The following is a 25,124-nucleotide window of genomic DNA, read 5'->3' on the forward strand; positions in this document are numbered from 1 at the left end:
CGACGCAGGTAACGTGGACCCACGCAATGTTGGCGCTATCGAGGGTGCGGCCACCCCCCAGGACATCGCTCGCCGCATGAGCGAAGGCCCGAGCCGCGTTTGCTTGGCGCCGCGCGTCGCAGCCCGGGCGGCAATGGCGGCCGGCGGGTGCGCGCCGGTACGATAGGGCCTGTTTTCTGCTCGACCGGACTGCCCTTGACCACTTCCACCTTGCCGGGCCCCGCTGCCGGTGCGCGGCTGCCGCGCCAGATTCCCTTCATCATCGGCAACGAAGCCTGCGAGCGTTTCAGCTTCTACGGAATGCGCAACATCCTGGTGCAGTTCCTGATCACCTCGCTGCTGTTGCAGGAGGTCAGCGGACCCGGCCGCGAGGCCGAGGCCAAGCACATCCTGCACAGCTTCATGATCGGGGTGTTTTTCTTCCCGTTGCTCGGCGGTTGGCTGGCCGATCGCTGCTTCGGCAAATACAACACCATCCTGTGGTTCAGCCTGGTGTATTGCGCCGGGCATGCCTGCCTGGCGCTGTTCGAAGGCAGCCGCAGCGGATTCTTCCTCGGGCTGGGCCTGATCGCGCTGGGTGCGGGCGGCATCAAGCCGCTGGTGGCCTCGTTCATGGGCGACCAGTTCGACCAGTCCAACAAGCACCTGGCCAAGGTGGTGTTCGACGGCTTCTACTGGATCATCAACTTCGGCTCGTTGTTCGCCTCGTTGTTGATCCCGCTGGCGCTGAAGAACCTGGGCCCGGCGTGGGCGTTCGGCATTCCCGGCATCCTGATGTTCGTGGCCACGCTGGTGTTCTGGCTGGGCCGCAGGCGCTATGTGCGGGTGCCGTTGCCGCCGAAGGACCCGCACGGCTTCGGTGCGGTGGTGCGCACCGCGTTGCTGACACGGGCGCCGGGGCAGGGCCGCCCGGGCCTGATGCTGGCAGTGGTCTCGGTGCTGCTGGCGCTGGCCTGCGTCGCGCTGGTCGACCAGCTCGGCATCGTCATCTGCCTGTGCATGGCGCTGGTGCTGTTGCTGGCCGGCATCGGCGGCGGCACCAGGTGGCAGCTGGAGCGCGCGCGCGGCCTCCATCCCGATACCGCGGTCGAAGGCGTGCGCGCGCTGCTGCGGGTGCTGGTGATCTTCGCGCTGGTCACGCCGTTCTTCTCGCTGTTCGACCAGAAGGCCTCGACCTGGGTCCTGCAGGGACGCGAGATGACGATGCCGGCCTGGTTCACCGCCTCGCAGATGCAGGCGCTCAATCCGCTGCTGGTGATGCTGCTGATCCCGTTCAACAATCTGGTGCTGTATCCGCTGCTGCGGCGTGGCGGCTGGGAGCCCACCGCGCTGCGCCGCATGACCTGCGGCATCGCCTTCAGCGGCCTGGCCTGGATCGCGGTCGGCGCCATCCAGATCAGCATGGACGGCGGCGCGCCGATGCATATCGCCTGGCAGATCCTGCCCTATGCGCTGCTGACCTTCGGCGAGGTGCTGGTGTCGGCCACCGGGATCGAGTTCGCCTACAGCCAGGCGCCGCCCTCGATGAAGGGCGTGGTGATGAGCTTCTGGTATCTGACCACCACGGTGGGCAATCTATGGGTGCTGCTGTCGAACGTGGCCGTGCGCAATGCCACGGTGACCTCCCACATCGCCGATACTGGGCTCAGCGAAGCGGCATTTCTGATGTTCTTCTTCGCGGCCTTCGCGTTCCTGGCGGCACTGGCCTTCGGCCTGTACGCGCGCGGGTATCGCATGGTCGACAATTACCGTTCTGCCTGAGGTCCGCATGATTACCCTGATCCTGATCGCCATCACCGGCATCGTCTCGTGGATGGCGTTCAACAACCGCAAGCTGGCCGACCGCCTGATCCTGTGGCCGCCGGCGCTGGACAAGCACAAGCAGTACGACCGCCTGGTCACCTACGGCTTCATCCATGCCGACCTGGGCCACCTGGTCTTCAACATGATCACGCTGTTCTTCTTCGGCCGGGTGATCGAAAACGTGATGACCCAGTTGACCGGCAGCGTGCTGACCTATCCGCTGTTCTATCTGGCGGCACTGGTGGTCTCGATCCTGCCGAGCTATCTGAAGAACCAGCACAACCCGAACTATCTCAGCCTGGGCGCCTCCGGCGCGGTGTCGGCGGTGTTGTTCGCCTTCATCCTGCTGCAGCCGTGGACCATCATCCTGGTGCTGTTCATTCCGGCGCCGGCGATCATCTACGCGGTGTTCTATGTCGGCTACAGCCTGTGGATGGACCGCCGCGGCGGCGACCGCATCAACCACAGCGCGCACCTGGCCGGAGCCGCGTTCGGCGTGATGTTCATGCTGATCATGGAGCCGCGCGTGCTGCAGGTATTCCTGGAGCAGCTGTCCAATCCGCGCTTTGGCTGATCGGTTGGCCAGTCGAGCGCTGGCGGCCGGGTGGGCACGCGCGCTGTGTGGATAGGCTCGAGAGGAGCGGGTCGCCTCGGCGACCGGACCAGGGCATCGCGAGGGCGCGAACGGCCCTGGCCAGTGATGCGACGCCGGCTCAGGCCGCGTCGCGCTTCTGGTCGCTAGCGACGCTACCGACGCTGCCGGCGGGCACCGACCCGTAGGCCTGCTGCAGGCGCTGGTACACCGTGTCGTTGAGCTGCGCGAAGTCCGGGTTGTGGGTGTCGCCCTTGATGGCGAACTGGAACAGGCCTTCCAGCAGCGAGCTATCGCTGTCTGCGCTGTGTCCTGCCGAATCGTTGTGCATGCGGTGACTCCTCGTAGGTAAGGCGAAGGCGTCGGTGGTCGCGCCGGCCCGGTTGCAACGGGCGCCTTCGGCTGAGCTATCGGCGCGGCGCGAGCGAACTTGAGCACCGGTGCGGCAGGTTGCGCGGGCGGTCACGGCATCGATTCATTTTCACGCAGGCGCGGCGCCGCGCTGGTCACACTGCTGACCATCGTCACTGCCTCGTGCAGACCACCATGGAGGCAGCGACAGTGCAGGCAGACCACGATTCCACGCAGCAGCGTTTCAGCGTAGACACCGATGGACAACGTGCCGAACTGGCATACCGTCTGGAAGGTGAGCGCATGACCATCACTCACACGCATGTGCCCGACGCGATCGGCGGACGCGGCATTGCCGCAGTGCTGGTCGAGGCCGCCTTGGCCTACGCACGTCAGCAGGGCTACAAGGTCGTGCCTGCCTGCAGTTATGCCGAGGCGTATGTCCGGCGGCACCAACAGTTTCAGGATCTGCTGGCCTGATCGCCGGCAGCGTGTCTTTGCAGATGGATCGATGGGGAGCAGGTGGGAATGGGGCGGTTGTCAGGAGTGAACGCAGTCCGGGGCTTGCTGATGCTGGCCGTGTTGGCAGGATGTACGCAGCGCGAGCCGACGACGGCCGAATCGGCACAGCCGGCAGCTGACGCAACCGCCGCCGTGGCACCGCCGGCCGAGCCCGTGCTGGTGCAAAGCGGCCCGCTGGAGGATGTGATCGAGCAGGCGCCCACCTACATGGTGGGTATCAGCTATCCGCGTGGGCTGGACGCGTTTCCCGAGCTGAGCGCACTGATCCGCAGTTATGCGCAGGCAGCACGCGCCGAACTCATGGAAGCGGTGTCCGGGCTCGGCAACGACAAGCCGGCCGCACCCTACGAATTGTCGCTGGCGTTCGAGACCGTATTGCAGACCCCGGACCTGATCGTCGTGTCCGCTGACGGCAGCCGCTATACCGGTGGTGCGCATGGCGAGCCGTTGGTGGCGCGCTTCGTCTGGTTGGTCAAGGAGCGCAGGCAATTGACCGCGCAGGCCTTGATTCCGGACCCGGCAGGCTGGGAAAGGATCGGGCGCGAGGTGGCCGTGCAATTGCACAACGCCGCCACCCAGCGCGTGGAAGCCGAGCGCGTGCCGGTCGAAGAACAGGCCGCGCAGGTGGCCTCGGCCGATCGCATGATTGCCGAAGGCACTGCCGCGCAGGTCGACAACTTTGCCCAGTTCGTGCCGGTGCTCGATCCGGCCGGGCAGATCACCGCGCTTCGGTTCGTGTTTCCGCCGTATCAGGTGGGGCCGTATTCGGATGGCACGCAAACGGCCGAGGTCGCTGCCTCGACAGTGCTGGCGTCGGTCGCACCGGAATATGTACATCTCTTCGCACGCTGAGGTGTCACCCCGCAGATGATGTGATTGAATGGCTTGGCCATTCAGTAATGTAATCCAACGGGTGATATGAGTAGTTTCGATCCAACCGCAAGTCGCGTTGAACACACCTGTGTGCGCTATCCGGCGTTTCCGCGTGAACCAGCCGTCCTGGTGCGGCTGATCAAGCATCTCTACAAACGACTGCATACGCAGGGTTGTGTGCGCTTGAAGCCATACGGCATCAGCCCGCCGGAATACGAGATTCTGATGATGCTCTACGGCACCCCGGAGCAGGCGATCACGCCGACCGAGGTGGCCGAAGCCGCCAGCGAGAAGCCGGCCAACATCACCCGGCTGACCGATCAGCTGTGCGAAAAGGACTTGATCGCGCGTGCCAGCAGCCCGGACGACCGGCGCAAGATCATGCTGACATTGCGGCCGGCGGGCCTGGCGCTGATCAACAGCCTGCTGCCCGAGGCCTGCACGCTGCTCAATGCGGAGACTGCGGCGCTGAGTCAGGTCGAACAGCTGCGCCTGGAGAAACTGCTCAGGAAGTTGCTGGAAAGCGTGGACGCCGTCGAGGGATAAGCGCGCCGGACGGGACCCGGCACCGGGCATCCGGTTCGCGGTTGCATCCGGGCCGCTGGCGGGCAGTGCCGTGGCCGAAAGTGGGAGGCCTCAGCGCCACTGCTGCGCACGCGCGACGCGTTCGCCGTCCGCGTCCAGGGCCTCGCCGTCAATGCGGGCATCGATGGCATGCGCTAGCGTTGCGGGCAGCGTGCTGGAGGCCATGCGCAACTCGCCCTCGTCGGCTGGGTGCTGCAGCGGCGACACGAGTTCGACCCGCCAGCGTTGGCCCAGGCGGCAGGCCAGTCCGGCGCTGCCGGATTCCAGCAAAAAACTGCGGCAATAGCGCCCATCGTGCGCACGAAAAGTCAGCCCGATGCGTACCTCGCCCTGTCGCTCGCCGGAGAGCTGGTGGTCCAGCGCCAGCGCGAGCGCGCCGCTGGCGTCGTGTCCTTGTTCGGCCAGCGCCGCCGATGGCGCTGCCTGTGGCGGCTGGCGTTGCCAGAGCCAGACGCCGACCAGCAGCGCGGCGGCGAGCGAGGCCGGCACGGCCCAGCGCCGGCCCGGCTGTCGGCGCCACGCGCTCGGTGCAGGCGCGCTGACGGGCGCAGCCGGATCGGTGCGGAAGGAGGTCTGCGGCGTGGTCGGCGGTCGCCGCCGCGCGGCCTCCAGCAAGCGCGCCGGTATGGGTTCGTCCAGCACAGGCGCGAAGCCGCTACGCAGCTGCGCGTTCACGCGTTGCAGCTTGCGCATGGCGGCGGCCAGTTGCGGATCGGCTGCGAGCGCAGCTTCGACCCGCCCGACCTGGTCGGGCGCCAGCGCACCGTCCGCGTAGGCCTGCAGGGTGAATTGGTCGATGTCGTCCACGTGTGTTCCTCCAATAGCGCCTGCAGTGCTTCCCTGCCGCGCGCCAGTCGGCTGGTCAGCGTGCCGATCGGGATATCCAGCACCGTCGCGGCGTCCCGATACGACAATCCCTCGATCAGCACCAACGCGATCGGCCAACGCTGCTCGTCGGGCAACCGCGCCAGTGCCGCCTGCACCGCCATCCATTCCTGCTGGCGCTCCAGCGGGCTATCGCCGACCTGATCGCCCTCCGCAGCGCCGACGAACAGCTGCCGTCTGCGCTGTTGCGCGCGGACCTCATCCAGCCATGCGTGGCGGATGATGCCGAACAGCCAATACTGCAATGGCGTCTGCGGCCGCCATTGCGCGGCATGGCGCAAGGCGCGCTCGATCGCCACCTGCAGCAGATCGTCGGCATCGGCCGGGTGGCCGGCGATGGCACGCGCGAAGCGCCGCAATTGCGGCAGCAGGACGCAGATGCCATCACCCACGGTTGCCACAGGATCGCGCTCTTTCATCAGCAATACGTTCGGCAAGGGGGTTTTCTTCCATCCGCATGCCGAGGCGTCCAGCGTGCGTCGTCGCGCCACGGGTTGAACATCGAACCGGGATGGGATGGTCGACAGCGCTGCGCAGCGGGTGCGGCGCGGACGGCCGACCGGAGCTGGAGCCACGGCCGCTTCGCCCTCATCCCAAACTGCGAAACATGCTCTAGTGTGGCATGGGACGCGACAGGCAACCACGGCGGTGAAGGGGGCGGCAATGGCGAACACGATGGGGATGCGCTGGCTGTGGCTTGCCGCGTGGGTGGTGGGTCCGCCAGCATCGGCGCAGCTGGCGCTGCCATCTCCCGGCGGCCTGGTGCAGGACGTGACGCAAGCGGCGCCGGGGCTGCCGGCGACCCTGGACCGTTCGCTGCAGCAGGCGCAGGGCGATCTGCGGCGCCTGCGCAGGCAGCGCCTGGACGCGCTGCTGCGCGCCCGTCCGCGCGAGTTGGACCGCGATCCCGACGGCGCCATTGTGATGCGCGGTCAGATCGTGGCACTGGCGCCGAGTCCGGCCGCCTTGCAGGCCGCGCGCACGGCCGGTTTTACGGTCGGGGAGCAGCGCGACGTCGACGCGCTCGGCTTGCGCGTGGTGGTGTTGCGCGCGCCGCCGGGTCTGTCGACGCAACAGGCGATGCGGCGGCTGCGGCAACGCGATCCGCAGGGCGAGTATGTCTACAACCATCTCTACAGCGAGTCCGGGGCAAGCCTGCCGGCCGTTGCCCCGGTGCCTCCGGCTCCGGCTGCGGCCGTGGCTGCCGGGTCAGGGGGATTTCGGGTGGGATTGATCGACAGCGGGGTCGATGCCGGCCACCCGGCGCTGGCCGGTGTGCAGGTGCAACGCTGGGGGTGCGATGGACGTGCGCGGGCTCAGGTACACGGGACCGCGGTCGCATCGCTGCTGGCTGGGCGCGCGGTGGCGCACGGTCCCATCGCGCGCACCTTGTACGCGGCCGATCTCTATTGCGGCAGCGCCGACGATGGCGCGGCGGTCGAGTTGGTTGCAGCGCTGGGCTGGATGGCGCAGCAAGGCGTTGCGGTGATCAATATCAGCCTGATCGGTGCGCCGAACCGACTGCTGGAACGCGCGGTGGCCGCGTTGGTCGCGCGCGGTCATCTATTGGTGGCCGCTGTCGGCAATGACGGGCCGGCGGCGCCGGCGCTGTATCCGGCGGCCTATCCCGGCGTGATCGGTGTGACTGCGGTCGACAGGCGGCTGCGTGTCCTGCCCGAAGCCGGGCGCGGGACGCAGGTGGCCTTCGCGGCGATCGGCGAGGTCGTTGCCGCCGCGACCCAGGGGCAATGGACGCCGCAGCGCGGGACATCGTTCGCGGCGCCGTTGGTGGCACGGATCGCGGCGCAATCCCTGCCCCGTCCCGATCCATCGGGCGCGGCCGCGCTACGGGCCCAATTGCAGCGCCTGGCGCACGACCTCGGCACCGGTGGCCTGGACCCGGTCTACGGCTATGGCGTGCTGGGCGAGGACCTGCCTCTGCAGCGCGCGCCGGGCGGGTGAATGCTCCCTGTCTGCACGCGGCGCCGACGGGATGAACGCCCGCGTTCGGTTCGTATGGTCAGTGAGAGCCACAGACTGGCTGTGGCAGAGCGAGGAGAACGCGATGAACGGCAAGACCTTGATTCCAGCTGCAGTGGTTGCCGCGATGCTGACGCTGAGCCCCGGCCCGGCCGGCGCGCAGGTGCTTGGCGGTGCGGGTGGCCTCGGTGGCACGGTGGGCGGCACGGTCGGAGGAGTGGGCGGTGCCACGCTGGGCGGCAATGCGGCTGGCGTCGGCAATCTGGACGCCGGCTCTGCGCTCAGTGGCGCCAGGAACGGGATCGATGCACAGTCGCGGCGGGTGCGCGGCGCCGCGCAGCGCACGACGATGCACGGTGCGGCCGCCGCCGCGGCGACCCGCGATGCGGCCGGCGATGCGGCGATGGGTGCCCGGAGCGCGGCCGATACGACGGTTGCCAGCGGCATGTCGGCTGCACGCGATAACGCGCGTCTGGCGCGTGACGGCGTCAACGGCGCGTCCGGCAACGTGCAGGGTGCGGCGACTGCGGCCGGCTCGGGCGGCTTGCAGACGGTGCGCGGGACGGGGGGTGCCGACAATACCGGTACGCTGGCCACGCCCGCGCTGAGCGGGGGCGGCAGCGCCGACGGCAGTGCGTCGCACAGTGCCGCTGTCGACCTCAACCCATCGTCGGCGCGGGCGTCTGGCGCTGCTGGCGCGTCGGGAACCGGCGCAGCGCAGACCGGAAATGCGCAGGGTGGCGTAAGCGGGTCGGCGGCAGCCGGCGCCAATGTCGGCACGTCTGGCCAGGTCCAGTAATCGACCTGCCCTGAAGCCCAGACGCGCGCGCTGCATCACTGGGACAGGCAGCACGACGGCGCCCGGTCCGACCGGGCGCCGTTGTGCTGGCAGGGGGGCTGCAGGACTGCGCGAACGGTCCCGAGATGGCCGGCCGGGTGCGCAGTCGGCCAACCTCCAGGCGCCACCGCAGGCAGCGGTCAGCATCAGCGCGGCGGCGTTTCCGCCGTTTCGCTCAAACCGCGCTTTTCGAGCAGGGGTTCGATCTGCGGCGCATGGCCGGCGAAGTTCTGGAACAGTTCCATCGCATCGACGCTGCCGCCGCGCGAGAGCAGGGTCTGGCGGAAGCGGTCGCCGTTGGCGCGGCTCAGCCCGCCGTGCTGCTTGAACCATTGCTGGGTATTGGCGTCGAGCACTTCCGACCAGATGTAGGCGTAATAGCCGGCCGCGTAACCGCTCATGATGTGGCTGAAATACGGGGTCTTGTAGCGCGGTGGCACCGGTGCATAGGCAATGCCGTCCTGCTGCAGGGCCTTGGCTTCGAATGCCATCACGCCAGCGGCGTCGGGCACCTGGCTGGCGCTGATCTGGTGCCAGTTCTGATCGAGCATGGCCGCACCCAGATACTCGGTGGTGGCAAAGCCCTGGTTGAACTTGGAGGCGGCAATCACCTTGTCCAGCAGCGCCTGCGGCATCGGCGTGCCGTTCTGGTAATGCTTGGCGTAGTTCTTCAGGATCGACGGCTCGTCGGCCCACATCTCGTTGACCTGCGAGGGGAACTCGACGAAGTCGCGCGGCACGCTGGTGCCGGAGAAATACGGGTATTTGACGTCCGAGAACATGCCGTGCAGCGCATGCCCGAACTCATGGAACATGGTGGTCACTTCATCCCAGGTCAGCAGCGTCGGCTGGCCGGCCGGCGGCTTGGGGATGTTGAGGTGGTTGGCGACCACCGGCTTGAAACCGGTCAGGTCCGACTGCGACACGTACGAGTTCATCCATGCGCCGCCGCGCTTGGATTCGCGCGCATACATGTCGGCGATGAAGATCGCCAGCTGCTTGCCGTCGGCGTCGAACACGTCGTAGACGGTGATGTCGTCGCGGTAGGTCGGCAGGTCGGTGCGCTGCTTGAAGGTCAGGCCGTATTCCTGGTTGGCCGCATAGAACACGCCGTTTTCCAGCACGTTCTTCAACTCGAAGTACGGCTTGAGCTGGGATTCGTCGAAGTCGTACTTGGCCTGGCGCACCTTCTCGCTGTAGTAGGCCCAGTCCCAGGCTTCGAGCTTGAAGGTCGGCTTGCGCGCGGCCTTCTGCTCCTTGTCGATCATCGCCTGCAGATCGGCCGCTTCGCGCTTGGCATTGGCCACTGCGGCCGGCGCCAGCTTGCCCAGCATCGCGTTGACCGCTTCCGGTGTCTTGGCGGTCTGGTTTTCCAGCGAATAGGCAGCGTAGGTCGGGAAGCCGAGCAGCTTGGCCTTGTCGGCGCGCAGCTTCATGATGCGCGCCACCAGTGCGGTGTTGTCGTACTGGCCGCCGTGGCTGCCACGCGACACCGAGGCGTCGTAGATCTGCTTGCGCAGTTCGCGATTCTTCAGCTGGGTCAGCGGCGGCTGGCCGGTGGTGTTGAGCAGCGCGATCACGTACTTGCCGTCGAGCTTGCGCGCCTTGGCCGCTTCGGCGGCAGCGGCGATTTGCTCCTCGGACAGGCCATCGAGCTGCTTGACGTCATCGACGACAACGGCGGCGGCATTCACTTCCGCCAGCACGTTCTGGCTGAAGGTGGTGCCCAGGTTGGCCAGCTCGGCATTCATCGCCTTGAGCGTGGTCTTGTCGGCATCGGAGAGCTTGGCGCCGTCGCGTACGAAATCGCTGTAGTACTTCTCGACCAGGCGCACGCCCTGCGCGTCCAGGCCTAGCTTGCTGCGCTGGTCGTACAGGGTCTGGATACGCGCGAACAGCTTGCCGTTGAGCGAGATCGCATCGCGGTGCGCGGCGAACTTCGCCGAATAGTCGGCCTGCAGTTTCTTGCGCGCGTCGTTGGTGTCGGCATCCACCAGATTGAAGAATACCGTGGTGGCGCGGTCGAGCGTGGCGCCGCTCTTTTCCAGCGCGATGATGGTGTTGTCGAAGCTCGGCTTGGCCTTCTGGTTGGCGATCTTTTCCACTTCCTTCAACTGCTCGGCCATGCCGGCATCGAAGGCGGGTGCGAAATCGCTGTCGGTGATCTTGTCGAACTGCGGGTAGTGCAGCGGCAGCGTGCTGTCGGCAAAGAAGGGGTTGGCTTGGGCGGCGGCCTGCGTGGCGGCGGGTGCGGCGATGCTGTAGGACGGCATGGCAAGTCCCAGGGAAGCGGCCAGGGCAAAGGCGAGACGGGTGGTCAAGAGAGTTGCTCCAAAGTGCGAACCGCCGAGGCTACCCCAGCCAGGCCGGACAGGCGTGTGACAAAAGGCATGGCTGCACGGTCATTGCGATGCCATCAGGCGGGCACGAGCGGTGCTGGTCTTGTGGGCGCATGACCGATGACACCATGCGCGCGCAGCCGCCGGCCCGGCGCTGCCGGTATGCGCTACGGCAGATTCAACTCGGCTGTATGCCGGATGCTCTGCGGGCAGCGAGGTCTCGATCAGTCCGGCTGACGGATGCTGGCCGCTAGCACGCCGTGGCAGCGACCGGCAACGGCCGGGACCAGCGGGAAGGGCAGATGGCTGCGGCGACGGATCCGTTGAAAACCGCCTCTCCCGGCTGACGCGCTCGGCAACCGCGATGCGACACTGCGGGCTGCTGGGTTACGCTGCCTGCCTCGCACACTTCAGCGCAGCCATGAGCGATATCTCCACGTTCGAATTCACCGACCTGGAAGGCCGGCCCCGCTCGATGCGCGATTACGCCGGCAAGGTGGTGCTGGTGGTCAATGTCGCTTCCAAATGCGGCTTTACCCCGCAATACGCAGGCCTGCAGGCGCTGTGGCAGCGCTATCGCGAGCGTGGTCTGGTGGTGATCGGATTTCCCTGCGATCAGTTCGGTCATCAGGAACCGGGCGATGCCGCGCAGATCCGCCAGTTCTGCTCGCTCGATTACGCGGTGGATTTTCCGCTGGCCGAGAAGGTCGAGGTCAATGGCAGCGGTGCGCATCCGCTATGGCAATGGCTCAAGCGCGAACAGCGCGGCGTGCTGGGATCGGAAGCGATCAAGTGGAATTTCACCAAGTTCCTGATCGGCCGCGATGGCACGGTGCTGGAGCGTTACGCCCCGACGACAAAACCCGAAGCGCTGTGTGCGGATATCGAGCGCGCGTTACTTGAATCGCAGGAGCGCACCCGGGCGCGATGAGGCATTACCGGGAACGCTTCATCGCGCCCGGGTGCGCTCCTACGACAGTGCGTGCCGGCGTCGCGGTCTGCGTAAACGCCGCATCGCGCTGACGTCTCACGCGCGCCGCATCACTTCTCGACGAAGGCGCGCTCGAACACGTAATGCCCCGGCGTGCCGATGCGTGGCGAGGTCTGGAAGCCACGCGCATCCAGCAGGCTGCGCAGGTCGGCCAGCATCTGCGGGCTGCCGCAGATCATGAAGCGGTCGTTGGCCGGATCCAGCGGCGGCAAGCCGAGCGTCTGCTGCATGCGGCCATCGGCCATCAGCTCGGTCAGGCGGCCCTGGTTGGCGAACGCCTCGCGCGTCACCGCCGGGTAGTACAGCAATTTCTCGCGCAGGATGTCGCCGAGGAATTCGTGCTGCGGCAACTCGCGCTCGAAGTAGTCGCGATAGGCCAGATCCTGCACGAAGCGCACGCCCTGGGTCAGGATCACCTTGTCGAAACGCTCGTAGGTTTCCGGGTCCTTGATCACCGACAGCCACGGCGCCAGACCGGTACCGGTGCCCAGCAGATACAGGTTGCGGCCCGGGTGCAGGTCGCTGATCAGCAGCGTGCCGGTGGGCTTCTTGCCGACCAGCACCTTGTCGCCCGGCTGGATATGCTGTAGCCGCGAGGTCAGCGGACCGTCCGGCACCTTGATGCTGAAGAACTCCAGGTGTTCTTCCCAATTGGCGCTGGCGATCGAGTACGCACGCAGCAGCGGACGCGTTTCGGTCTCCAGACCGATCATCACGAACTGCCCGTTCTCGAAGCGGAAACCGGCATCGCGGGTGGTGGTGAAGCTGAAGTAGGCATCGGTCCAGTGACGGACCTCAAGCACCGTTTCGGCGCCGAAAGCGGAAGACATACCGGTAAGTGTCGTGGGAAGAGTACCCGGCAATTCTACCTCAAGCCGGCCAAATGAGAGAGGCTCTCATTTGGCCGGGAATAGGGAATGGGGAATAGGGAATCGGTTCAGCTGCATTAAGGATCCCGGATGCCCCCGGGGCAAGACGCTCAGCACCGATCAGACGCCGGGAACGCCGCCTTTAACGATTCCCGAATCCCTATTCCCGAATCCCCGCCTCACCGATACCCCGCCGCCTGCAACTCGAACAGCTCCGCATAGCGCCCGCCCTGCGCCATCAGTTCGGCATGGGTGCCGTTGGCCTCGATGCGGCCTGCGGCCAGCACCAGGATGCGGTCGGCCATGCGCACGCTGGAGAAGCGGTGCGAGATCAGCACCGCGGTGCGGTTGTCGGACAGCTCCTTGAAGCGCTGGAACACCTCGAACTCGCTGCGCGCATCCAGTGCGGCGGTGGGTTCGTCCAGGATCATCAGCTGCGCATCGCGCATGTAGACGCGGGCGATGGCGATCTTCTGCCATTGCCCGCCGGACAGGTCCACGCTGTTCTTGAAGCGGCGCCCGACCAGCTGGTCGTAGCCATCGGGCAGACTGTCGATCAGCTCGCCGGCCATCGCACGCTGCGCAGCGGCGCGGATGCGCGGCGCATCGTCCATCGCATCGACCTGGCCGACGCCGATGTTCTCGCCCACGCTCAGGTGGTAGCGCACGAAGTCCTGAAAGATCACGCCCAGGTTGGCGCGCACATCGTCCGGGTCGTAGTCGCGCAGGTCGTGGCCATCGAGCAGGATGCGGCCCTCGTCCGGGTCGTACAGCCGCGCCAGCAGCTTGACCAGGGTGGTCTTGCCGGCGCCGTTTTCGCCGACCAGCGCCAGCACTTCGCCGGCACGCAATTCGAAATCCAGATGCCGCACCGTCCACTGCTCGGCATCCGGGTAGCGGAAGCCCACGTCCTCGAACACGAAACCCTGGCGGATCGGTCGCGGCACCGGCAGCGCGTTCGGGCGCGAGCGGATCTCCGGCACGATGTTGAAGAACGAATACAGATCGTCCAGATACAAGGCCTGGCCGGCGACCTGCGAGAACCCGATCAACAAACCCTCCAGCAACTGGCGCAGGCGCAGGAAGCTGCCGGCCAGGAAGGTCAGATCGCCGATGCTGAAATCGCCGCGCACGGTGCGCCAGGCGATGTAGCCATAGGCCATGTAGTAGCCCAGGGTGCCCAGCGCGGCCAGCAGCGCGCCCCACAGCGCACGCTTGCGCGCCAGCGCGCGGTTGGCCTGGAAGAACTTGTCGGCCAGCCGGCGATAGCGCGCGATCAGGAAGCGGTGCAGGTTGAGGATCTTGACTTCCTTGGCGGTCTCCACGCTCGCGCCGACCTGGCGAAGGTAGTCGAGCTGGCGCCGCTCCGGCGTCCACTGGAAGTTGAGCGAATAGCCCAGCGCATTGAAATGCGCCTCGCCGATGAAGGCCGGGATCAGCGCGATCGCCAGCAGCAGGATCAACCACGGCGCGTACACCACCAGGCCCACCGCCAGGCTGACCACGGTGATGGCGTCCTGCACCTGGCCGAACAGCTGGCTCATCAGGTTCATGCGGTTCATGGTCTGGCGCCGCGCACGATCCAGCTTGTCCTGCCGGTCGGGGTCCTCGAAGTCCTCCAGATCCAGCTGCGCGGCATGCTCCATCAGGCGCACGCTGGCGGCGTTGTTGAACAGCTCCGACAACAAGGCATCGGCGTAGCCGACCAGCCGGCCGAGCAGGTCCGAGCCGATCGCCAGCGCCAGTTCCAGCGCCAGCAATTCCAGCAGCCGGTTCAGCCGGCCGCTGCCCAGCGCCTGCGCCAGCGAGTCGAAGGCCGGCGTTTGACCGACCAGGTGGATCGCCTCGTCGATGATCAATTTGCCGATATACAGCGACGCCACCGGCATCAGCGCGCGCAGTACGCGCAGGCCGATGCTGCTGGCACTCAACCAGCGGCTGGTCTGCCAGATCTGGCGCAGGAACGGCGGAAGATTACGCAGCGCATCCAGACGCTCGCGCAGGGTAGGGCCGGTACGGGGAGCGGCAGGCGCAGGGGCGCCGGAACGGGAGGCTGACATTGCGCTAGTGTGCCGCGCGCGGCGTGGGTGCGGAGTGTTGGGACGCTCGCCAACGGGCGACCACGGCAATGGTCACCACCGCGCCGGCGAGCTAGGTCATCGCCTTCCGCATGGCAGTGCCGCAGGCAGGTCGGTTGCAGCGCGGTTAGCGGTGTCGGCCCGCAGGACAGCGCCGGGCGCGTCCTGGCAGGCGCGCTCGCTCCATCTATCAATCACTGTGATTGATGCCACATCCGGCCGCGCCCGTGGTTTGCTCTAAAATGTGCGGATTGCCCCCGCCAGCCGTAGAGCCAGCCGTGACCTCGATCAAGCAGGAAGACCTCATCCAGTCCGTCGCCGATGCGCTGCAGTACATCAGCTACTACCATCCGGTCGACTACATCAAGAATCTGTCCGCTGCCTACGAGCGCGAAGAATCGCCGGCCGCCAAGGACGCCATCGCGCAGATCCTGATCAATTCGCGCATGTGCGCCGAAGGCCACCGCCCGATCTGCCAGGACACCGGCATCGTCACCGTGTTCCTGGAAATCGGCATGCAGGTGCGTTGGGACGACGCCACGATGGGCGTGGAAGACATGGTCAACGAAGGCGTGCGCCGCGCCTACAACCACCCCGACAACAAGCTGCGCGCCAGCGTGCTGGCCGACCCGGCGGGCAAGCGCACCAACACCCGCGACAACACCCCGGCGGTGGTCAACACCAAGATCGTGCCTGGCCACCATGTCGAGGTGATCGTCGCGGCCAAGGGCGGCGGATCGGAGGCCAAGAGCAAGTTCGCCATGCTCAACCCGTCCGATTCCATCGTCGACTGGGTGCTCAAGACCGTGCCGACAATGGGCGCCGGCTGGTGCCCGCCGGGCATGCTCGGCATCGGCATCGGCGGCACGGCCGAAAAGGCCATGCTGCTGGCCAAGGAAGCGCTGATGGAGCCGATCGACATCGTCGACCTGCAGGCGCGCGGCGCGTCCAATCGCGCCGAAGAACTGCGGCTGGAACTCTATGAAAAGGTCAACGCGCTCGGCATCGGCGCGCAAGGCCTGGGCGGCCTGACCACGGTACTGGACATCAAGGTCAAGGATTACCCGACCCATGCGGCCAACCTGCCGGTGGCGCTGATTCCCAACTGCGCCGCCACCCGCCACGCGCACTTCACCCTGGACGGCAGCGGCCCGGTGATGCTGGACCCGCCATCGCTGGAAGACTGGCCCAAGCTCACCTACAACCCGACCAATGCGCGCCGGGTCAACCTGGACACCATCACCCGTGAGGAAGTGGCCAGCTTCAAGCCGGGCGAGGTGGTGCTGCTCAATGGCAAGCTGCTGACCGGCCGCGACGCCGCGCACAAGCGCATGATCGACATGCTCAACAAGGGCGAAACCTTGCCGGTCGACTTCACCAACCGCTTCATCTACTACGTCGGCCCGGTCGACCCGGTGCGCGATGAAGTGGTCGGCCCGGCCGGCCCGACCACCGCCACGCGCATGGACAAGTTCACCCGCCAGATGCTGGAGCAGACCGGCCTGCTGGGCATGGTCGGCAAGTCCGAGCGCGGCGATGCGGCGATCGAGGCGATCCGCGACAACAAGGCCGTGTATCTGATGGCGGTCGGCGGCTCGGCGTACCTGGTGTCCAAGGCGATCAAGGCCGCACGCGTGCTGGCATTCGAAGACCTGGGCATGGAAGCGATCTACGAATTCGAGGTCAAGGACATGCCGGTCACCGTGGCGGTGGATTCCACCGGCGAATCGGTGCACAAGACCGGCCCGCGGCAATGGCAATCGCGCATCGGCAAGATTCCGGTGGTAGTGGAATAAGAGCGGTTAGCCAGCGCGCCCGCAGTGGCGGGCCGTTGCATCGCGCAGCGCAACCAGAGGGCCAGGCAATGCCGCGCCGACCGGCCCGGCGAGCGCAGGTCCAGCGCCGCGGTGGCGCCGCGCGGAAAGCGCTGCGACGATGTACGGAATCCGGCACAGCGGGCCAACTGCCTGGCGGGTCTTCGATTGCAGCCATCAGCGCGAGGACAATTGCCGTGAACCACGCACGCTCGCCTGCCTGCGCGCCTGCACCAACCGACTCAGGAATCGGCATGACCGCCACGCTGTACCACGCCCCCAGCACTGCCGCACTGGTCGTGCATTGGCTGTTGATCGAACTCGACGTACCGCACGTACTGCATCCGCTGGATTTCGAACGCGCCGAGCAGAAATCGCCGCAGTATCTGGCGCTCAATCCGGCCGGCGTGGTGCCGACGCTGGTGCTCGACGGACACGTGCTGACCGAGGCGGCCGCGATCGTGCTGCATCTGGCCGACCTGCATCCGCAGGCCGGGCTGGCACCACCGCTCGGCACCCCCGAGCGCGCGGCCTACTACCAGTGGACGTTCTTCTGCGCCAACACCTTGCAGCCGGCGTACCGGGCCTGGTTCTATCCGGACGAGCCGGCCGGCGCCGCGCACGGGGATGCCGCGCAATCCCAGGCACGCGCCAGACTGGAGGCGGCCTGGGCCCGGGTCGATGCGCATCTGCAGGCCAATGGCCCGTACCTGCTGGGTCAGACCCTGTCGGCGGCCGATTTCATGCTGACCATGATGATGCGTTGGTCGCGCAACATGCCCCGGCCCAGCGACAGCTGGCCGGCCTTGCAGGCGCATGCGCAGCGAATGAAAGCCCGCCCGGCATTTCAGGAAACCTATCGTCGCGAGGGTCTGACGGACTGGACCTGAACCGGAGGGCGCGGGCCGCGAAATCGTGTCGACACAAGCTCCAGTCGGGCTGTGGTGCCGCGCCTGCCGCGGTGTACGATCGCCAGACAACCAGAGAGCAGGGGCTTGTCCATGTCGCACTCCGCATCCCGTCGAAAACTGCTGCAATGTGCCTGTTGTGCGCCGATCGCCGCCGCCGCCGCGTCACTGCCGTTCGCCGTCGGTGCGGCGCCGTCGAAGAAGACCGATCTCGATGCCGGGCAGGCCTTGCAGGTGCTGCGTGACGGCAACGCCGCCTTCGTGGAAAACCGCCCCAAGAAGGTCATTTCCGACAGCAAGCGCCGTCTGGAACTGGCGCTGGGGCAGACCCCGTTCGTGATTCTGGTGTCGTGCTCGGATTCGCGCGTGCCGCCGGAGCTGCTGTTCGGGCGCGGCCTGGGCGAGATGTTCATCGTCCGCAATGCCGGCAATACCGTCGACACCACGGCATTGGGCTCGATCGAATACGCGGTCAGCCAGCTTGGCGTGCCGCTGGTGGTGGTGATGGGCCACGAGAGCTGCGGCGCGGTCGCCGCGGCGGTGTCGGTGGTGGAAAAGAACGCATTCTTCCCGGGCGCGATCGGCGCGATGATCGAGCCCATCGTCCCGGCCGTGCTGACCGCCAAGAGCAAGGGCGGCGACGACCTGCTGGCGGCCTCGGTCAAGGCCAACGTCAAGCGCACCGTCGACCGCCTGCGTGGCGCGTCCGAGCCGGCGCTGCTTGAACCGCTGCGCGCGGGCAATGTCCGCGTGGTCGGTGCGTACTACACCTTGAAAGATGGCAAAGTCGACTTCTTCGACGTCTGATCGCTGCTAAAACCGTTTCATGAAGACAGCGCAGGATGATCTCCCGCGCTGTTTTTTTATGTGTGTGGAGTGTGCGGAGCAGCGTAGCTGTCAGCGCTGTGGAACTTGCAGCGGCTAGCAAACTGCTGCGTTCATCGCCAGGCAGGCGTGGGCCGTGTCCGGAGTCGGCATGTGCCACGCATGCGCTGCGACGCCTGTGCGCCCGGCGGACCATTGCCCGCTGCGTTTTTGCGGCTGCAAGCCTGCAGTCCTGTCAGCAAAAAAGCCGGCATGCGCGCATGCCGGCTTTCAATATTCTTCGACGTTACTCAATGCAACGGCGCGATGTGCCTAGAACCATTCCAGCAACGACACGCCCAGGCCGATGTAGGTGGCCTTGTGGTTGTAGTCGATCAGGCTTTCGCCGTAGCCATCGAACACCTGCACGTGGCCGCGCAGCAGGTTGGTGATCGGGAAACCGTAATCCAGCTGCACCGAACCGTGCGAGCGGTCGCCGCCGCGCAGCGAATGCCGTGCGATCAAGGCCACTTCATGCCCATCCTTGTTGTAGACCAGGGTGGCGTCGCCACGGCCCATGTAATCCTCGATATCGGGATTATTGTCGTCGGCGCGGTCTTCCTTGATGCGGAACCACGGGCGCAGCGTCAGTGCCCAGTTCTCGCGGTCCAGCCCGATGTTGAGGATGACCCGGTTCCAGGAGCGCGACAGCGGATCTTCGCGGCCGTTGGACATGTGGTTGATGCTGATGCCGCTCATGCGGCCCTTCCAGCCGAACAGGCTGTAGTTGTTGCGGAACACCAGCATCGCTTCCGGCTCGTAATTGGTTTCGCGGAACGGGCGCGAGGCATCGGTGTTGTAGGCCTGCCAGCGCGAGCTCTGGGTGTAGCCCATCCAGATGTCGCCGTTGTCGCCGAACAGATCCTCGACCACCTTGGTCTTGAAGCTGAGCTGGAACTTCAGTTCGGTGCTGTCCAGTTGCTGCGGGGTGGACACCGAGTTGGCCGGGTTCGGCGACTGCGGGGTACGGTTGGAGTCGCTGGTCCAGAATGCCGGCAGCAGATACACCGGCTTGTAGCCGCGCAACTGGAAGGTGCCCAGCTTGGAGTCCTTGGCCAGCTCCCAGCGGCGGTCCAGCAACGAACCGCGGCCAGCATTGGCGACCGCCTCGGCCTTGGGCTGATCCTGGCCGTCGGCACGGAAGAAGTCGCCGACGCGGCTGATGGCGCGTTCGTCCTGCGGTTTGGACTCTTTCTGCTTGGCGATCTGCGCGGCGGCATCGGCCTCGGCGGTCAGCTGCGGGGTATAGCCCAGCGCCTGGTCGTAGCAGGCCAGCCGCGCTGCGTCCGAGGTGACGGAGGTGCAGGCCTGCGGCGAAGCGGGGGTGGGGGCGATTTCCTGTGCGTGCGCCAGCGGCGCGGCCGCCAGGGCAATCAGCATCAAGGGACGGATGCGGTGCTTGGACATGGGCAATCTGGCCGAATAAAGGCGCCAGGCAGGCGCGTCAGATGCGAAGCTTAACGGTCGCGCCTGCATACGCGGTGTGTACACGGCGGCATAACATCCGGGCGACGCCTGCAATCGGCAGCTGTCTGCGACCGCGTGGGTGGCTGCGTCGTCAGTGTCCGGGAGACCAGTCGACCCAATCACCGTCTGTGAGCGCTGGAAATCGGCTAGAAAAACCAAGCGATGGCGAACACGCCCAGCATGCACAGGCCCAGTGCCAGTTTGGTCGCGGTGCCGAACACGATGCCCAGCCAGGTGCCGAAGCCGACCTTGGTGGCCTGGTCGGATTTGCGGGTCTGCCAATACTCGCCGAGCCACGCGCCGGCGAACGGCCCGACGAACAAGCCGATCGGCATGAAGAAGATGCCGACGACCGAGCCGATCACCGAGCCCCACAGTGCCGCCTTGCTGGCGCCGACCCGCTGGGCGCCATACACGGTGGCGAGGAAGTCGATCGCAAACGACAACGCCGTCATCAGGCCCAGGATCACCAGCGCCACCCAACCGACATGGGCAAAGCCATCGGCCCAGGCGGCCACCAGCAGTCCCGCGAACACCAGTGGCAGGCCTGGCAGCGCCGGCAGGACGACCCCGGCAAGGCCGATCAGGACCAGCACGCCAGCCAGGATGTAGTAGACGACTGTGATGTCCATGATATTTAAAAATGTCCTGTTTCAGGCTTGACAAAATTGCGCAAGGGTTGCTTGAAAATTCGTTTGGTGCGGGTTAAGTTGCCAACGCTGCTGTTTGCAACGGTCACCGTGGATCGTGGCCTGATGCGGTAGATCGTTCGATCCGCTACATCCTTGTACCTCGCTTCCTCCTTGCAATCACAGCCACCACCGTCAGTCCATCACAGTGTCGTAGGGAGTCAGTCGAGATGTCCAATATCGAACGCGAGAATGGTGTCGTGAAGTGGTTCAACGATGCCAAGGGCTTTGGCTTCATCAGTCGCGAAAACGGCGAGGACGTCTTCGTCCATTTCCGCGCGATCCAGATCCAGGGCTTCAAGAGCCTCAAGGAAGGCCAGAAGGTCAGCTTCACCGTCGTGCAGGGACAGAAGGGCCTGCAGGCCGATGCGGTGCAGGTGGTCTGAGCGCGGCGCAACACCGCGGCCATCGCGCAGACAGCGGAAAGGCCCGTCGCCGGGCCTTTCTGTCATTCGCCAACACTGGTGAATCGAACCTAGCGCGCAGTCGCCAGGCGGGCATGGAGCGACTGGAATGCACGCCGGGGGACATGCCGATTCCGGACACCGACCGCGCCGCCCTGACGGTGGGCGCAGTGGTTTTACTGGTGCTCTTGCTGCCTGCGCTGATCAGCGCAGCACGACCTTGCCGTTGACCACGCGCACGTAGGCGTTTTCGCGCACGCCAGCCAGGTCGCGCTGGTTCACCACGATCACGCGGCCGTCGTCCATGCGCACCTGCACATCGAAGCTGTCGCTGGTGACGTTGTTCTGGATCGCATTGCCCGCCAGTGCGCCGGCGGCGGCACCGGCCACGGCCGAGACGTTCTTGTTGCCCTTGCTGCCACCGGTCTCCTTGGAGATCTGGCGACCGGCCACCGCGCCGACGATGCCGCCGAGCACCGCACCGGTGCCGGTGGGAGCGCTGCGGGTCGGGCCGACTTCATCGATGCGGGTCACGATGCCGCAATCCACGCAGCGTGCCTGCGGCTGCGAATAGCCCTGGTCGTAGCCGCGGTCGCCGCGGTAGCTGCCGTACTGGGGCTGGGAGGTGGCGCAGCCAACCAGCGTCGCGGTTGCAGCCAGGCCAATGACGAGCAGTCGGGTCTTCATGAGGTCTCTCCGGGGTGGTTCGAAAAAGCGGTCAGGGCCGCGACGACGTCATCCTGGGTTGGTCAGGGTGAACGGTCTGCCAACTGGATCACTCCAGGCTTAACGAAACCCGAGCGTGCTGTTCACTATCGCCGCCGTGCGCATCGATGCAGCGGCGCGATGGCAGGTCAGCGGAAGTCGCGATGACAGGCCTCGCAGGCCTCATTGATCCGTGACCTGAGCGCGGCAAGCGCGGCGCAATCGGCTGGCGGCGTGCGCTGTGCCTGGTCCAGGACGGCGCGCAGGGCGCTGGCATGCTCGCCGAAGCGGCGGTCTTCGCCGATGTCAGGAAAGGCCGGCTCCAGTTCGTCGGCAAGCAGGCGCAGCGATTGCAGTCGCGCTCGCTGCCGCGCCGGGTTGCAGCCGACGGCGGCGTCGGGTTGCAGGGCGCGCAGTTGGTAAGCCATCACCTGCATCAGGCTGTCCGGCACCGGGTTGCGTCTGGCCTGCAGTACGCGCGCCACCATCACCGTGCACACCAGCCCGATCAGGATGCCCAGCACCAGCAGGAAGGCATAGCGGGACGCGCGCGATTGTTCGGTGGGCGGGGCGGGCATGGACGGAACTCCGGTGGACGCGGACATCAGTATGTCGATGGGCGCGCGCTGAGCGGCGCGCGTAAAATAGGCCGATGAAAGCACAATGGCGTGAACGCTTTGCCGGTATCGACCGGCTGTACGGAGTCGGCACGGTAGAGCGGCTGGCCGCCTGCCGCGTGGCGGTGGTCGGGATGGGCGGCGTGGGCTCGTGGGTGGTCGAGGCGCTGGCGCGTACCGGCGTCGGCCATATCCGCCTGATCGATGCCGACGACCTGTGCGTGTCCAACACCAATCGGCAGCTACCGGCGCTTGCCGGGCAGTACGGACGCAACAAGGCGCGCGCGATGGCCGAACGCTGCGTGGCGATCAACCCGGACATCGAAGCCGATGCGGTGGAGTCGTTTCTTACCGCCGGCAATATCGAACAGCTGCTCGGCGATATGTTCGACCTGGTGATCGATGCCTGCGACAGCTTCCGGGTGAAGGTGGAAACCATCGCCTGGTGCCGCCGGCGCAAGCTGCCGCTGCTCACCGTGGGCGCCGCTGGCGGGCGCACCGATCCCACCCTGGTGCGGGTACGCGATGTCTCGCGCACCGAACACGATGCGATGCTGGCGCTGATCCGCAAGAAGCTGCGCAGCGAGTTCAACTTCCCCAAGAATCCGCAGCGCTATTTCGGCGTGCCGGCGGTGTACTCGCTGGAGAACGTCAAATATCCGCAGGCCGATGGCAGCGTCTGCGGCATCCGCCCGCAGCTGGATGCCGACGCCACGCTCAAGCTGGATTGCGGGGCGGGGCTGGGCGCAGCCACGCATATCACCGGCACCTTCGCGTTCGTGGCGGTGGGCAAGGCGCTGGAGATGTTGCTCAAGCCGAAGGTGGCCGCTGCCAGGCCTGTTGCCGAGGCTGCCTCGGCGGGGTGAGTGCGCGCGTTGCCGCGTCATGCGGCAACGGGCAGTGCAATCAGCCCGGCAACCCGAACAACCGCCGCGCGTTGGCAGTGGTCTGCGCGGCGATGTGCCCGGCCGCCTCGCCGCGTAGCTGTGCGATGCAGTCCAGCACCGTGCGCAGGGAGGCCGGCTCGTTGCGTTGGCCGCGGATGTTGGCGTCGGGCTGATCCGGCGCATCGGTTTCCAGCAGTAGCCACTCCAGCGGCATCGTTGCAGCCAGGCTGCGCAGGCGATTGGCGCGCGGGTAGGTCACCGGGCCGCCCAGGCCGATCATGAAATCCAGTTTCCACAATTGCTGCGCCTGTTCGGGGCTGCCGGCGAAGCTGTGCACCACACCACGCAGGCCGCCCACGGCCTTGATGCGGGCGATGACCTCTTCGGTGGCGCGCCGCGCATGCACGATCAGCGGCAGCTCGAAGCGCTTGGCCAGCTGCAGTTGCCCGTCGAAATAATCGCGCTGCATCTGCGCGTCCAGCCCGTCCAGATAGAAGTCCAGCCCGCACTCGCCGATGGCGCAGGGCCGCTCGCGCTCGATCCACTCGGCCAGCAGCTGCAGGTGTTCGGGGCGGTGCTGATCGAGAAAGATCGGGTGCAGCCCGTAGGCGGGGTGCAGCCCGGGTGCCTGGGTGCAGACGCTGCGCAGCGCCGGCCAACTGGCGGCGGTGATCGCCGGGATCACCTGCTGCACGACACCGGCCGCCTGCGCGCGCGCGATCACCGCGGCGCGGTCGTGGTCGAACTCGCCGGCATCCAGATGGCAGTGGCTATCGACCAGCTGCATCACTCGCGGCGCACCGGCGCGGGCAGCGGCGGCTTGCGCGTCTTCCAGTTGGCGAGCAGCAGCGTGGTCAGGCCGAACAGCAGCTCGTCCAGGAACGGGATCGGGTCAGGGAGCACCAGGTCGACCAGAAACAGCGCCGCCGCCAGCTTGAACAAGGTGGGGTAGCGCAGCTTGCTGGCCCACTCCAGGGCGCGCGAGGTGACGGGATTGCGCATGCGGATGCTCCGGCTGTTAGAAGTGCATGAAATAACCGCTAGCTGAACTTAACTGCAGCGTTCATGAGCGAGGGCGTTTTTGTTCAGGGTTCGCGTGCTGGAATCACGCCGTCAACAACGCGGCGTGTCCGCACGGAGCTGGATCATGAAGAGCAATACGACAACTATACTGGTCGCTGCTGGTGCGTTGCTGGTTGGAGGTGTGGCCACGGCCGCCTTCATGAACAATCGCCCGTCGTCCGGCGATTTCGTCGCCAACGGCGAGCCGGCACCGCGTGGTCTGGAATATGCCGACGTGGTCAAGGTCGCCCCGATCACCGAGCGCGAGCCGCAGTACGCGCAGGTCGTCAACAGCGCGGCCATCCGCGAAACCACCACCAGCTCCTCGCCGCGCGAAGTCTGCCGCGACGTGGTGGTGCAGGAACGTCTGCCCGAGCGCGACGGCAATGTCGGCGGCACCGTCGCCGGTGCGGTGATCGGCGGTCTGCTCGGCAACCAGGTCGGCGGCGGCAACGGTCGCAAGCTGGCCACGGTGGCCGGTGCGGTCGGTGGCGGCATGGTCGGTAACCGGGTCGACCGCAACCATGTCGGCGGCCGCGTGGTGGATCGCACCGAGCGCCAGTGCCATACCGAAAATGCCAATTCGCAGTCCTCGCGCGTGGTCGGCTACGACGTGACCTACCGCAATGCCGACGGCACCACCGGCACCATGCGCATGGACAGCAAGCCGGGCGAGCGCATCTCGCTGGGCGATGCCGACAACGTGGTGGCCTACGACGTGACCTACCGCTACGACGGTTTCGAGAAGACCGTGCGCATGAACGACAAGCCGGCCAGCGATCGCCTGCCGGTGGTCGACGGTCAGCTGGTGACCCAGACCGCTTCGACCGCCGGCGACAGGGGCGTTCGTGTGGATGCGGGCAGCACGCGTCAGTAACCGCTGGCAGCGATCCGCCCAGGATCGCTGGTTGGCAGGAAAAGAGCCGGCATTGCCGGCTCTTTTCGTTTTCAGGCGCCGGCGACGACGTCCGTGCGCTGAACCGGTCGCCGCCATGTTCGGC

The 25,124-nt window shown here is 66.4% G+C and carries 27 protein-coding genes; 14 read left to right on the forward strand and 13 right to left on the reverse strand.

The features are described from left to right. The first annotated feature begins 195 nt into the window (after window positions 1-195). Entirely contained in the window at window positions 196-1,761 is a 1,566-nt protein-coding gene (locus tag XarbCFBP7408_RS03985; protein ID WP_104561584.1) for an oligopeptide:H+ symporter, read from the forward strand. Between the two features lie 7 nt (window positions 1,762-1,768). Continuing rightward, window positions 1,769-2,377, forward strand: coding sequence for a rhomboid family intramembrane serine protease (locus XarbCFBP7408_RS03990; protein WP_104561586.1), 609 nt, complete (start codon window positions 1,769-1,771; stop codon window positions 2,375-2,377). Window positions 2,378-2,516: 139 nt separating this feature from the next. Here XarbCFBP7408_RS03990 and XarbCFBP7408_RS03995 read toward each other — a convergent pair whose 3' ends face one another. Together XarbCFBP7408_RS03995 and XarbCFBP7408_RS22935 are read right to left on the reverse strand one after the other, a co-directional pair. Further along, entirely contained in the window at window positions 2,517-2,726 is a 210-nt protein-coding gene (locus tag XarbCFBP7408_RS03995) for a hypothetical protein (RefSeq protein ID WP_104561588.1), read from the reverse strand. Window positions 2,727-2,857: 131 nt separating this feature from the next. Then, on the reverse strand, window positions 2,858-3,013 hold the full coding sequence (locus XarbCFBP7408_RS22935) for a hypothetical protein (RefSeq protein WP_219820255.1): 156 nt from the start codon (window positions 3,011-3,013) through the stop codon (window positions 2,858-2,860). Here XarbCFBP7408_RS22935 and XarbCFBP7408_RS04000 point away from each other — a divergent pair. The 3 genes from XarbCFBP7408_RS04000 (at window position 2,942) to XarbCFBP7408_RS04010 (ending at window position 4,687) form a co-directional block, all read left to right on the forward strand. After that, a complete protein-coding gene (locus XarbCFBP7408_RS04000) occupies window positions 2,942-3,226 on the forward strand; it encodes a GNAT family N-acetyltransferase (protein ID WP_104561666.1) in 285 nt (94 codons plus the stop codon). The two genes, XarbCFBP7408_RS22935 and XarbCFBP7408_RS04000, sit on opposite strands and share 72 nt — an antisense overlap. A 48-nt stretch (window positions 3,227-3,274) precedes the next feature. Next, window positions 3,275-4,120 carry a DUF3298 and DUF4163 domain-containing protein gene (locus XarbCFBP7408_RS04005; protein ID WP_181106209.1) on the forward strand — a complete coding sequence of 282 codons (846 nt, stop codon included), beginning with the start codon at window positions 3,275-3,277 and terminating at the stop codon, window positions 4,118-4,120. A gap of 66 nt (window positions 4,121-4,186) precedes the next feature. Beyond that, a complete protein-coding gene (locus XarbCFBP7408_RS04010) occupies window positions 4,187-4,687 on the forward strand; it encodes a MarR family winged helix-turn-helix transcriptional regulator (RefSeq protein WP_104561592.1) in 501 nt (166 codons plus the stop codon). A gap of 90 nt (window positions 4,688-4,777) precedes the next feature. Here the strand turns inward: XarbCFBP7408_RS04010 and XarbCFBP7408_RS04015 are convergent, their stop codons facing one another. Further along, complete coding sequence (locus tag XarbCFBP7408_RS04015; RefSeq protein WP_258072003.1) at window positions 4,778-5,419, reverse strand: hypothetical protein; 642 nt, start codon at window positions 5,417-5,419, stop codon at window positions 4,778-4,780. Next, a complete protein-coding gene (locus tag XarbCFBP7408_RS23065; RefSeq protein ID WP_258072004.1) occupies window positions 5,398-6,285 on the reverse strand; it encodes an RNA polymerase sigma factor in 888 nt (295 codons plus the stop codon). The genes XarbCFBP7408_RS04015 and XarbCFBP7408_RS23065 overlap by 22 nt, the downstream gene beginning before the upstream one ends. On the opposite strand from XarbCFBP7408_RS23065, the gene XarbCFBP7408_RS04025 reads away from it, so the two are divergent. Both XarbCFBP7408_RS04025 and XarbCFBP7408_RS04030 read left to right on the forward strand, forming a co-directional pair. Continuing rightward, window positions 6,275-7,573 (forward strand): S8 family serine peptidase, encoded by a 1,299-nt coding sequence (locus XarbCFBP7408_RS04025; RefSeq protein ID WP_258072006.1) that lies wholly within the window; start codon window positions 6,275-6,277, stop codon window positions 7,571-7,573. The two genes, XarbCFBP7408_RS23065 and XarbCFBP7408_RS04025, sit on opposite strands and share 11 nt — an antisense overlap. A 103-nt stretch (window positions 7,574-7,676) precedes the next feature. Next, window positions 7,677-8,390 carry a hypothetical protein gene (locus XarbCFBP7408_RS04030; protein WP_104561598.1) on the forward strand — a complete coding sequence of 238 codons (714 nt, stop codon included), beginning with the start codon at window positions 7,677-7,679 and terminating at the stop codon, window positions 8,388-8,390. Window positions 8,391-8,575: 185 nt separating this feature from the next. On the opposite strand, the gene XarbCFBP7408_RS04035 is transcribed toward XarbCFBP7408_RS04030, so the two are convergent. Next, window positions 8,576-10,750, reverse strand: coding sequence for a M3 family metallopeptidase (locus XarbCFBP7408_RS04035; RefSeq protein WP_181106211.1), 2,175 nt, complete (start codon window positions 10,748-10,750; stop codon window positions 8,576-8,578). A 439-nt stretch (window positions 10,751-11,189) separates the two neighbouring features. Between XarbCFBP7408_RS04035 and XarbCFBP7408_RS04040 the strand changes: the two genes are divergently transcribed. Next, window positions 11,190-11,699, forward strand: a complete 510-nt coding sequence (locus XarbCFBP7408_RS04040) for a glutathione peroxidase (RefSeq protein WP_104561602.1) — start codon at window positions 11,190-11,192, stop codon at window positions 11,697-11,699. Window positions 11,700-11,809: 110 nt separating this feature from the next. Here XarbCFBP7408_RS04040 and XarbCFBP7408_RS04045 read toward each other — a convergent pair whose 3' ends face one another. Continuing rightward, the gene (locus XarbCFBP7408_RS04045; protein ID WP_024938919.1) at window positions 11,810-12,589 is read right to left on the reverse strand and encodes a ferredoxin--NADP reductase; all 780 of its coding nucleotides are present in this window, start codon (window positions 12,587-12,589) and stop codon (window positions 11,810-11,812) included. A gap of 218 nt (window positions 12,590-12,807) precedes the next feature. After that, window positions 12,808-14,688: an ABC transporter ATP-binding protein gene (locus XarbCFBP7408_RS04050; RefSeq protein ID WP_104561604.1), complete on the reverse strand. Its 1,881-nt coding sequence runs from the start codon at window positions 14,686-14,688 to the stop codon at window positions 12,808-12,810. A 296-nt stretch (window positions 14,689-14,984) separates the two neighbouring features. Between XarbCFBP7408_RS04050 and XarbCFBP7408_RS04055 the strand changes: the two genes are divergently transcribed. The 3 genes from XarbCFBP7408_RS04055 (at window position 14,985) to XarbCFBP7408_RS04065 (ending at window position 18,235) form a co-directional block, all read left to right on the forward strand. Beyond that, the gene (locus XarbCFBP7408_RS04055; protein WP_181106213.1) at window positions 14,985-16,502 is read left to right on the forward strand and encodes a fumarate hydratase; all 1,518 of its coding nucleotides are present in this window, start codon (window positions 14,985-14,987) and stop codon (window positions 16,500-16,502) included. A 272-nt stretch (window positions 16,503-16,774) separates the two neighbouring features. After that, window positions 16,775-17,410, forward strand: coding sequence for a glutathione S-transferase family protein (locus XarbCFBP7408_RS04060; RefSeq protein ID WP_104561608.1), 636 nt, complete (start codon window positions 16,775-16,777; stop codon window positions 17,408-17,410). Between the two features lie 186 nt (window positions 17,411-17,596). Continuing rightward, a complete protein-coding gene (locus XarbCFBP7408_RS04065) occupies window positions 17,597-18,235 on the forward strand; it encodes a carbonic anhydrase (RefSeq protein ID WP_181106227.1) in 639 nt (212 codons plus the stop codon). 330 nt (window positions 18,236-18,565) lie between these two features. On the opposite strand, the gene XarbCFBP7408_RS04070 is transcribed toward XarbCFBP7408_RS04065, so the two are convergent. Further along, entirely contained in the window at window positions 18,566-19,699 is a 1,134-nt protein-coding gene (locus XarbCFBP7408_RS04070; protein WP_104561610.1) for a phospholipase A, read from the reverse strand. 206 nt (window positions 19,700-19,905) lie between these two features. Next, window positions 19,906-20,391, reverse strand: coding sequence for a DUF456 domain-containing protein (locus tag XarbCFBP7408_RS04075; protein ID WP_046342196.1), 486 nt, complete (start codon window positions 20,389-20,391; stop codon window positions 19,906-19,908). 227 nt (window positions 20,392-20,618) lie between these two features. Between XarbCFBP7408_RS04075 and XarbCFBP7408_RS04080 the strand changes: the two genes are divergently transcribed. Beyond that, a complete protein-coding gene (locus XarbCFBP7408_RS04080; protein ID WP_003483561.1) occupies window positions 20,619-20,834 on the forward strand; it encodes a cold-shock protein in 216 nt (71 codons plus the stop codon). A gap of 222 nt (window positions 20,835-21,056) precedes the next feature. On the opposite strand, the gene XarbCFBP7408_RS04085 is transcribed toward XarbCFBP7408_RS04080, so the two are convergent. Both XarbCFBP7408_RS04085 and XarbCFBP7408_RS04090 read right to left on the reverse strand, forming a co-directional pair. Then, window positions 21,057-21,539, reverse strand: coding sequence for a glycine zipper 2TM domain-containing protein (locus XarbCFBP7408_RS04085; protein WP_016902706.1), 483 nt, complete (start codon window positions 21,537-21,539; stop codon window positions 21,057-21,059). 167 nt (window positions 21,540-21,706) lie between these two features. Further along, window positions 21,707-22,135 carry a hypothetical protein gene (locus XarbCFBP7408_RS04090; RefSeq protein ID WP_104561612.1) on the reverse strand — a complete coding sequence of 143 codons (429 nt, stop codon included), beginning with the start codon at window positions 22,133-22,135 and terminating at the stop codon, window positions 21,707-21,709. A 74-nt stretch (window positions 22,136-22,209) separates the two neighbouring features. Between XarbCFBP7408_RS04090 and XarbCFBP7408_RS04095 the strand changes: the two genes are divergently transcribed. Further along, window positions 22,210-23,040: a tRNA threonylcarbamoyladenosine dehydratase gene (locus XarbCFBP7408_RS04095; RefSeq protein ID WP_104561614.1), complete on the forward strand. Its 831-nt coding sequence runs from the start codon at window positions 22,210-22,212 to the stop codon at window positions 23,038-23,040. 40 nt (window positions 23,041-23,080) lie between these two features. Here the strand turns inward: XarbCFBP7408_RS04095 and XarbCFBP7408_RS04100 are convergent, their stop codons facing one another. Further along, a complete protein-coding gene (locus tag XarbCFBP7408_RS04100; protein ID WP_104561616.1) occupies window positions 23,081-23,848 on the reverse strand; it encodes a TatD family hydrolase in 768 nt (255 codons plus the stop codon). After that, entirely contained in the window at window positions 23,848-24,063 is a 216-nt protein-coding gene (locus tag XarbCFBP7408_RS04105; RefSeq protein ID WP_104561618.1) for a DUF6116 family protein, read from the reverse strand. Before XarbCFBP7408_RS04105 ends, XarbCFBP7408_RS04100 begins: the two co-directional genes overlap by 1 nt. 145 nt (window positions 24,064-24,208) lie before the next feature. Between XarbCFBP7408_RS04105 and XarbCFBP7408_RS04110 the strand changes: the two genes are divergently transcribed. After that, window positions 24,209-25,000 carry a glycine zipper 2TM domain-containing protein gene (locus XarbCFBP7408_RS04110; protein ID WP_006451921.1) on the forward strand — a complete coding sequence of 264 codons (792 nt, stop codon included), beginning with the start codon at window positions 24,209-24,211 and terminating at the stop codon, window positions 24,998-25,000. Window positions 25,001-25,124: the final 124 nt, after the last annotated feature.

The organism is Xanthomonas arboricola pv. guizotiae, from assembly GCF_002940205.1.
Lineage (GTDB): Bacteria > Pseudomonadota > Gammaproteobacteria > Xanthomonadales > Xanthomonadaceae > Xanthomonas > Xanthomonas arboricola_C.

Coding starts and splice junctions, on each gene's coding strand:
- XarbCFBP7408_RS03990 (WP_104561586.1), top strand. CDS start 1,769: ATGATTACCCTGATCCTGATCGCCATCACCGGCATCGTCTCGTGGATG.
- XarbCFBP7408_RS03995 (WP_104561588.1), bottom strand. CDS start 2,726: ATGCACAACGATTCGGCAGGACACAGCGCAGACAGCGATAGCTCGCTG.
- XarbCFBP7408_RS04000 (WP_104561666.1), top strand. CDS start 2,942: ATGGAGGCAGCGACAGTGCAGGCAGACCACGATTCCACGCAGCAGCGT.
- XarbCFBP7408_RS04005 (WP_181106209.1), top strand. CDS start 3,275: ATGGGGCGGTTGTCAGGAGTGAACGCAGTCCGGGGCTTGCTGATGCTG.
- XarbCFBP7408_RS04010 (WP_104561592.1), top strand. CDS start 4,187: ATGAGTAGTTTCGATCCAACCGCAAGTCGCGTTGAACACACCTGTGTG.
- XarbCFBP7408_RS04015 (WP_258072003.1), bottom strand. CDS start 5,419: ATGCGCAAGCTGCAACGCGTGAACGCGCAGCTGCGTAGCGGCTTCGCG.
- XarbCFBP7408_RS04025 (WP_258072006.1), top strand. CDS start 6,275: ATGGCGAACACGATGGGGATGCGCTGGCTGTGGCTTGCCGCGTGGGTG.
- XarbCFBP7408_RS04030 (WP_104561598.1), top strand. CDS start 7,677: ATGAACGGCAAGACCTTGATTCCAGCTGCAGTGGTTGCCGCGATGCTG.
- XarbCFBP7408_RS04040 (WP_104561602.1), top strand. CDS start 11,190: ATGAGCGATATCTCCACGTTCGAATTCACCGACCTGGAAGGCCGGCCC.
- XarbCFBP7408_RS04045 (WP_024938919.1), bottom strand. CDS start 12,589: ATGTCTTCCGCTTTCGGCGCCGAAACGGTGCTTGAGGTCCGTCACTGG.
- XarbCFBP7408_RS04050 (WP_104561604.1), bottom strand. CDS start 14,688: ATGTCAGCCTCCCGTTCCGGCGCCCCTGCGCCTGCCGCTCCCCGTACC.
- XarbCFBP7408_RS04060 (WP_104561608.1), top strand. CDS start 16,775: ATGACCGCCACGCTGTACCACGCCCCCAGCACTGCCGCACTGGTCGTG.
- XarbCFBP7408_RS04070 (WP_104561610.1), bottom strand. CDS start 19,699: ATGTCCAAGCACCGCATCCGTCCCTTGATGCTGATTGCCCTGGCGGCC.
- XarbCFBP7408_RS04075 (WP_046342196.1), bottom strand. CDS start 20,391: ATGGACATCACAGTCGTCTACTACATCCTGGCTGGCGTGCTGGTCCTG.
- XarbCFBP7408_RS04080 (WP_003483561.1), top strand. CDS start 20,619: ATGTCCAATATCGAACGCGAGAATGGTGTCGTGAAGTGGTTCAACGAT.
- XarbCFBP7408_RS04085 (WP_016902706.1), bottom strand. CDS start 21,539: ATGAAGACCCGACTGCTCGTCATTGGCCTGGCTGCAACCGCGACGCTG.
- XarbCFBP7408_RS04090 (WP_104561612.1), bottom strand. CDS start 22,135: ATGCCCGCCCCGCCCACCGAACAATCGCGCGCGTCCCGCTATGCCTTC.
- XarbCFBP7408_RS04095 (WP_104561614.1), top strand. CDS start 22,210: ATGAAAGCACAATGGCGTGAACGCTTTGCCGGTATCGACCGGCTGTAC.
- XarbCFBP7408_RS04100 (WP_104561616.1), bottom strand. CDS start 23,848: ATGCAGCTGGTCGATAGCCACTGCCATCTGGATGCCGGCGAGTTCGAC.
- XarbCFBP7408_RS04105 (WP_104561618.1), bottom strand. CDS start 24,063: ATGCGCAATCCCGTCACCTCGCGCGCCCTGGAGTGGGCCAGCAAGCTG.
- XarbCFBP7408_RS04110 (WP_006451921.1), top strand. CDS start 24,209: ATGAAGAGCAATACGACAACTATACTGGTCGCTGCTGGTGCGTTGCTG.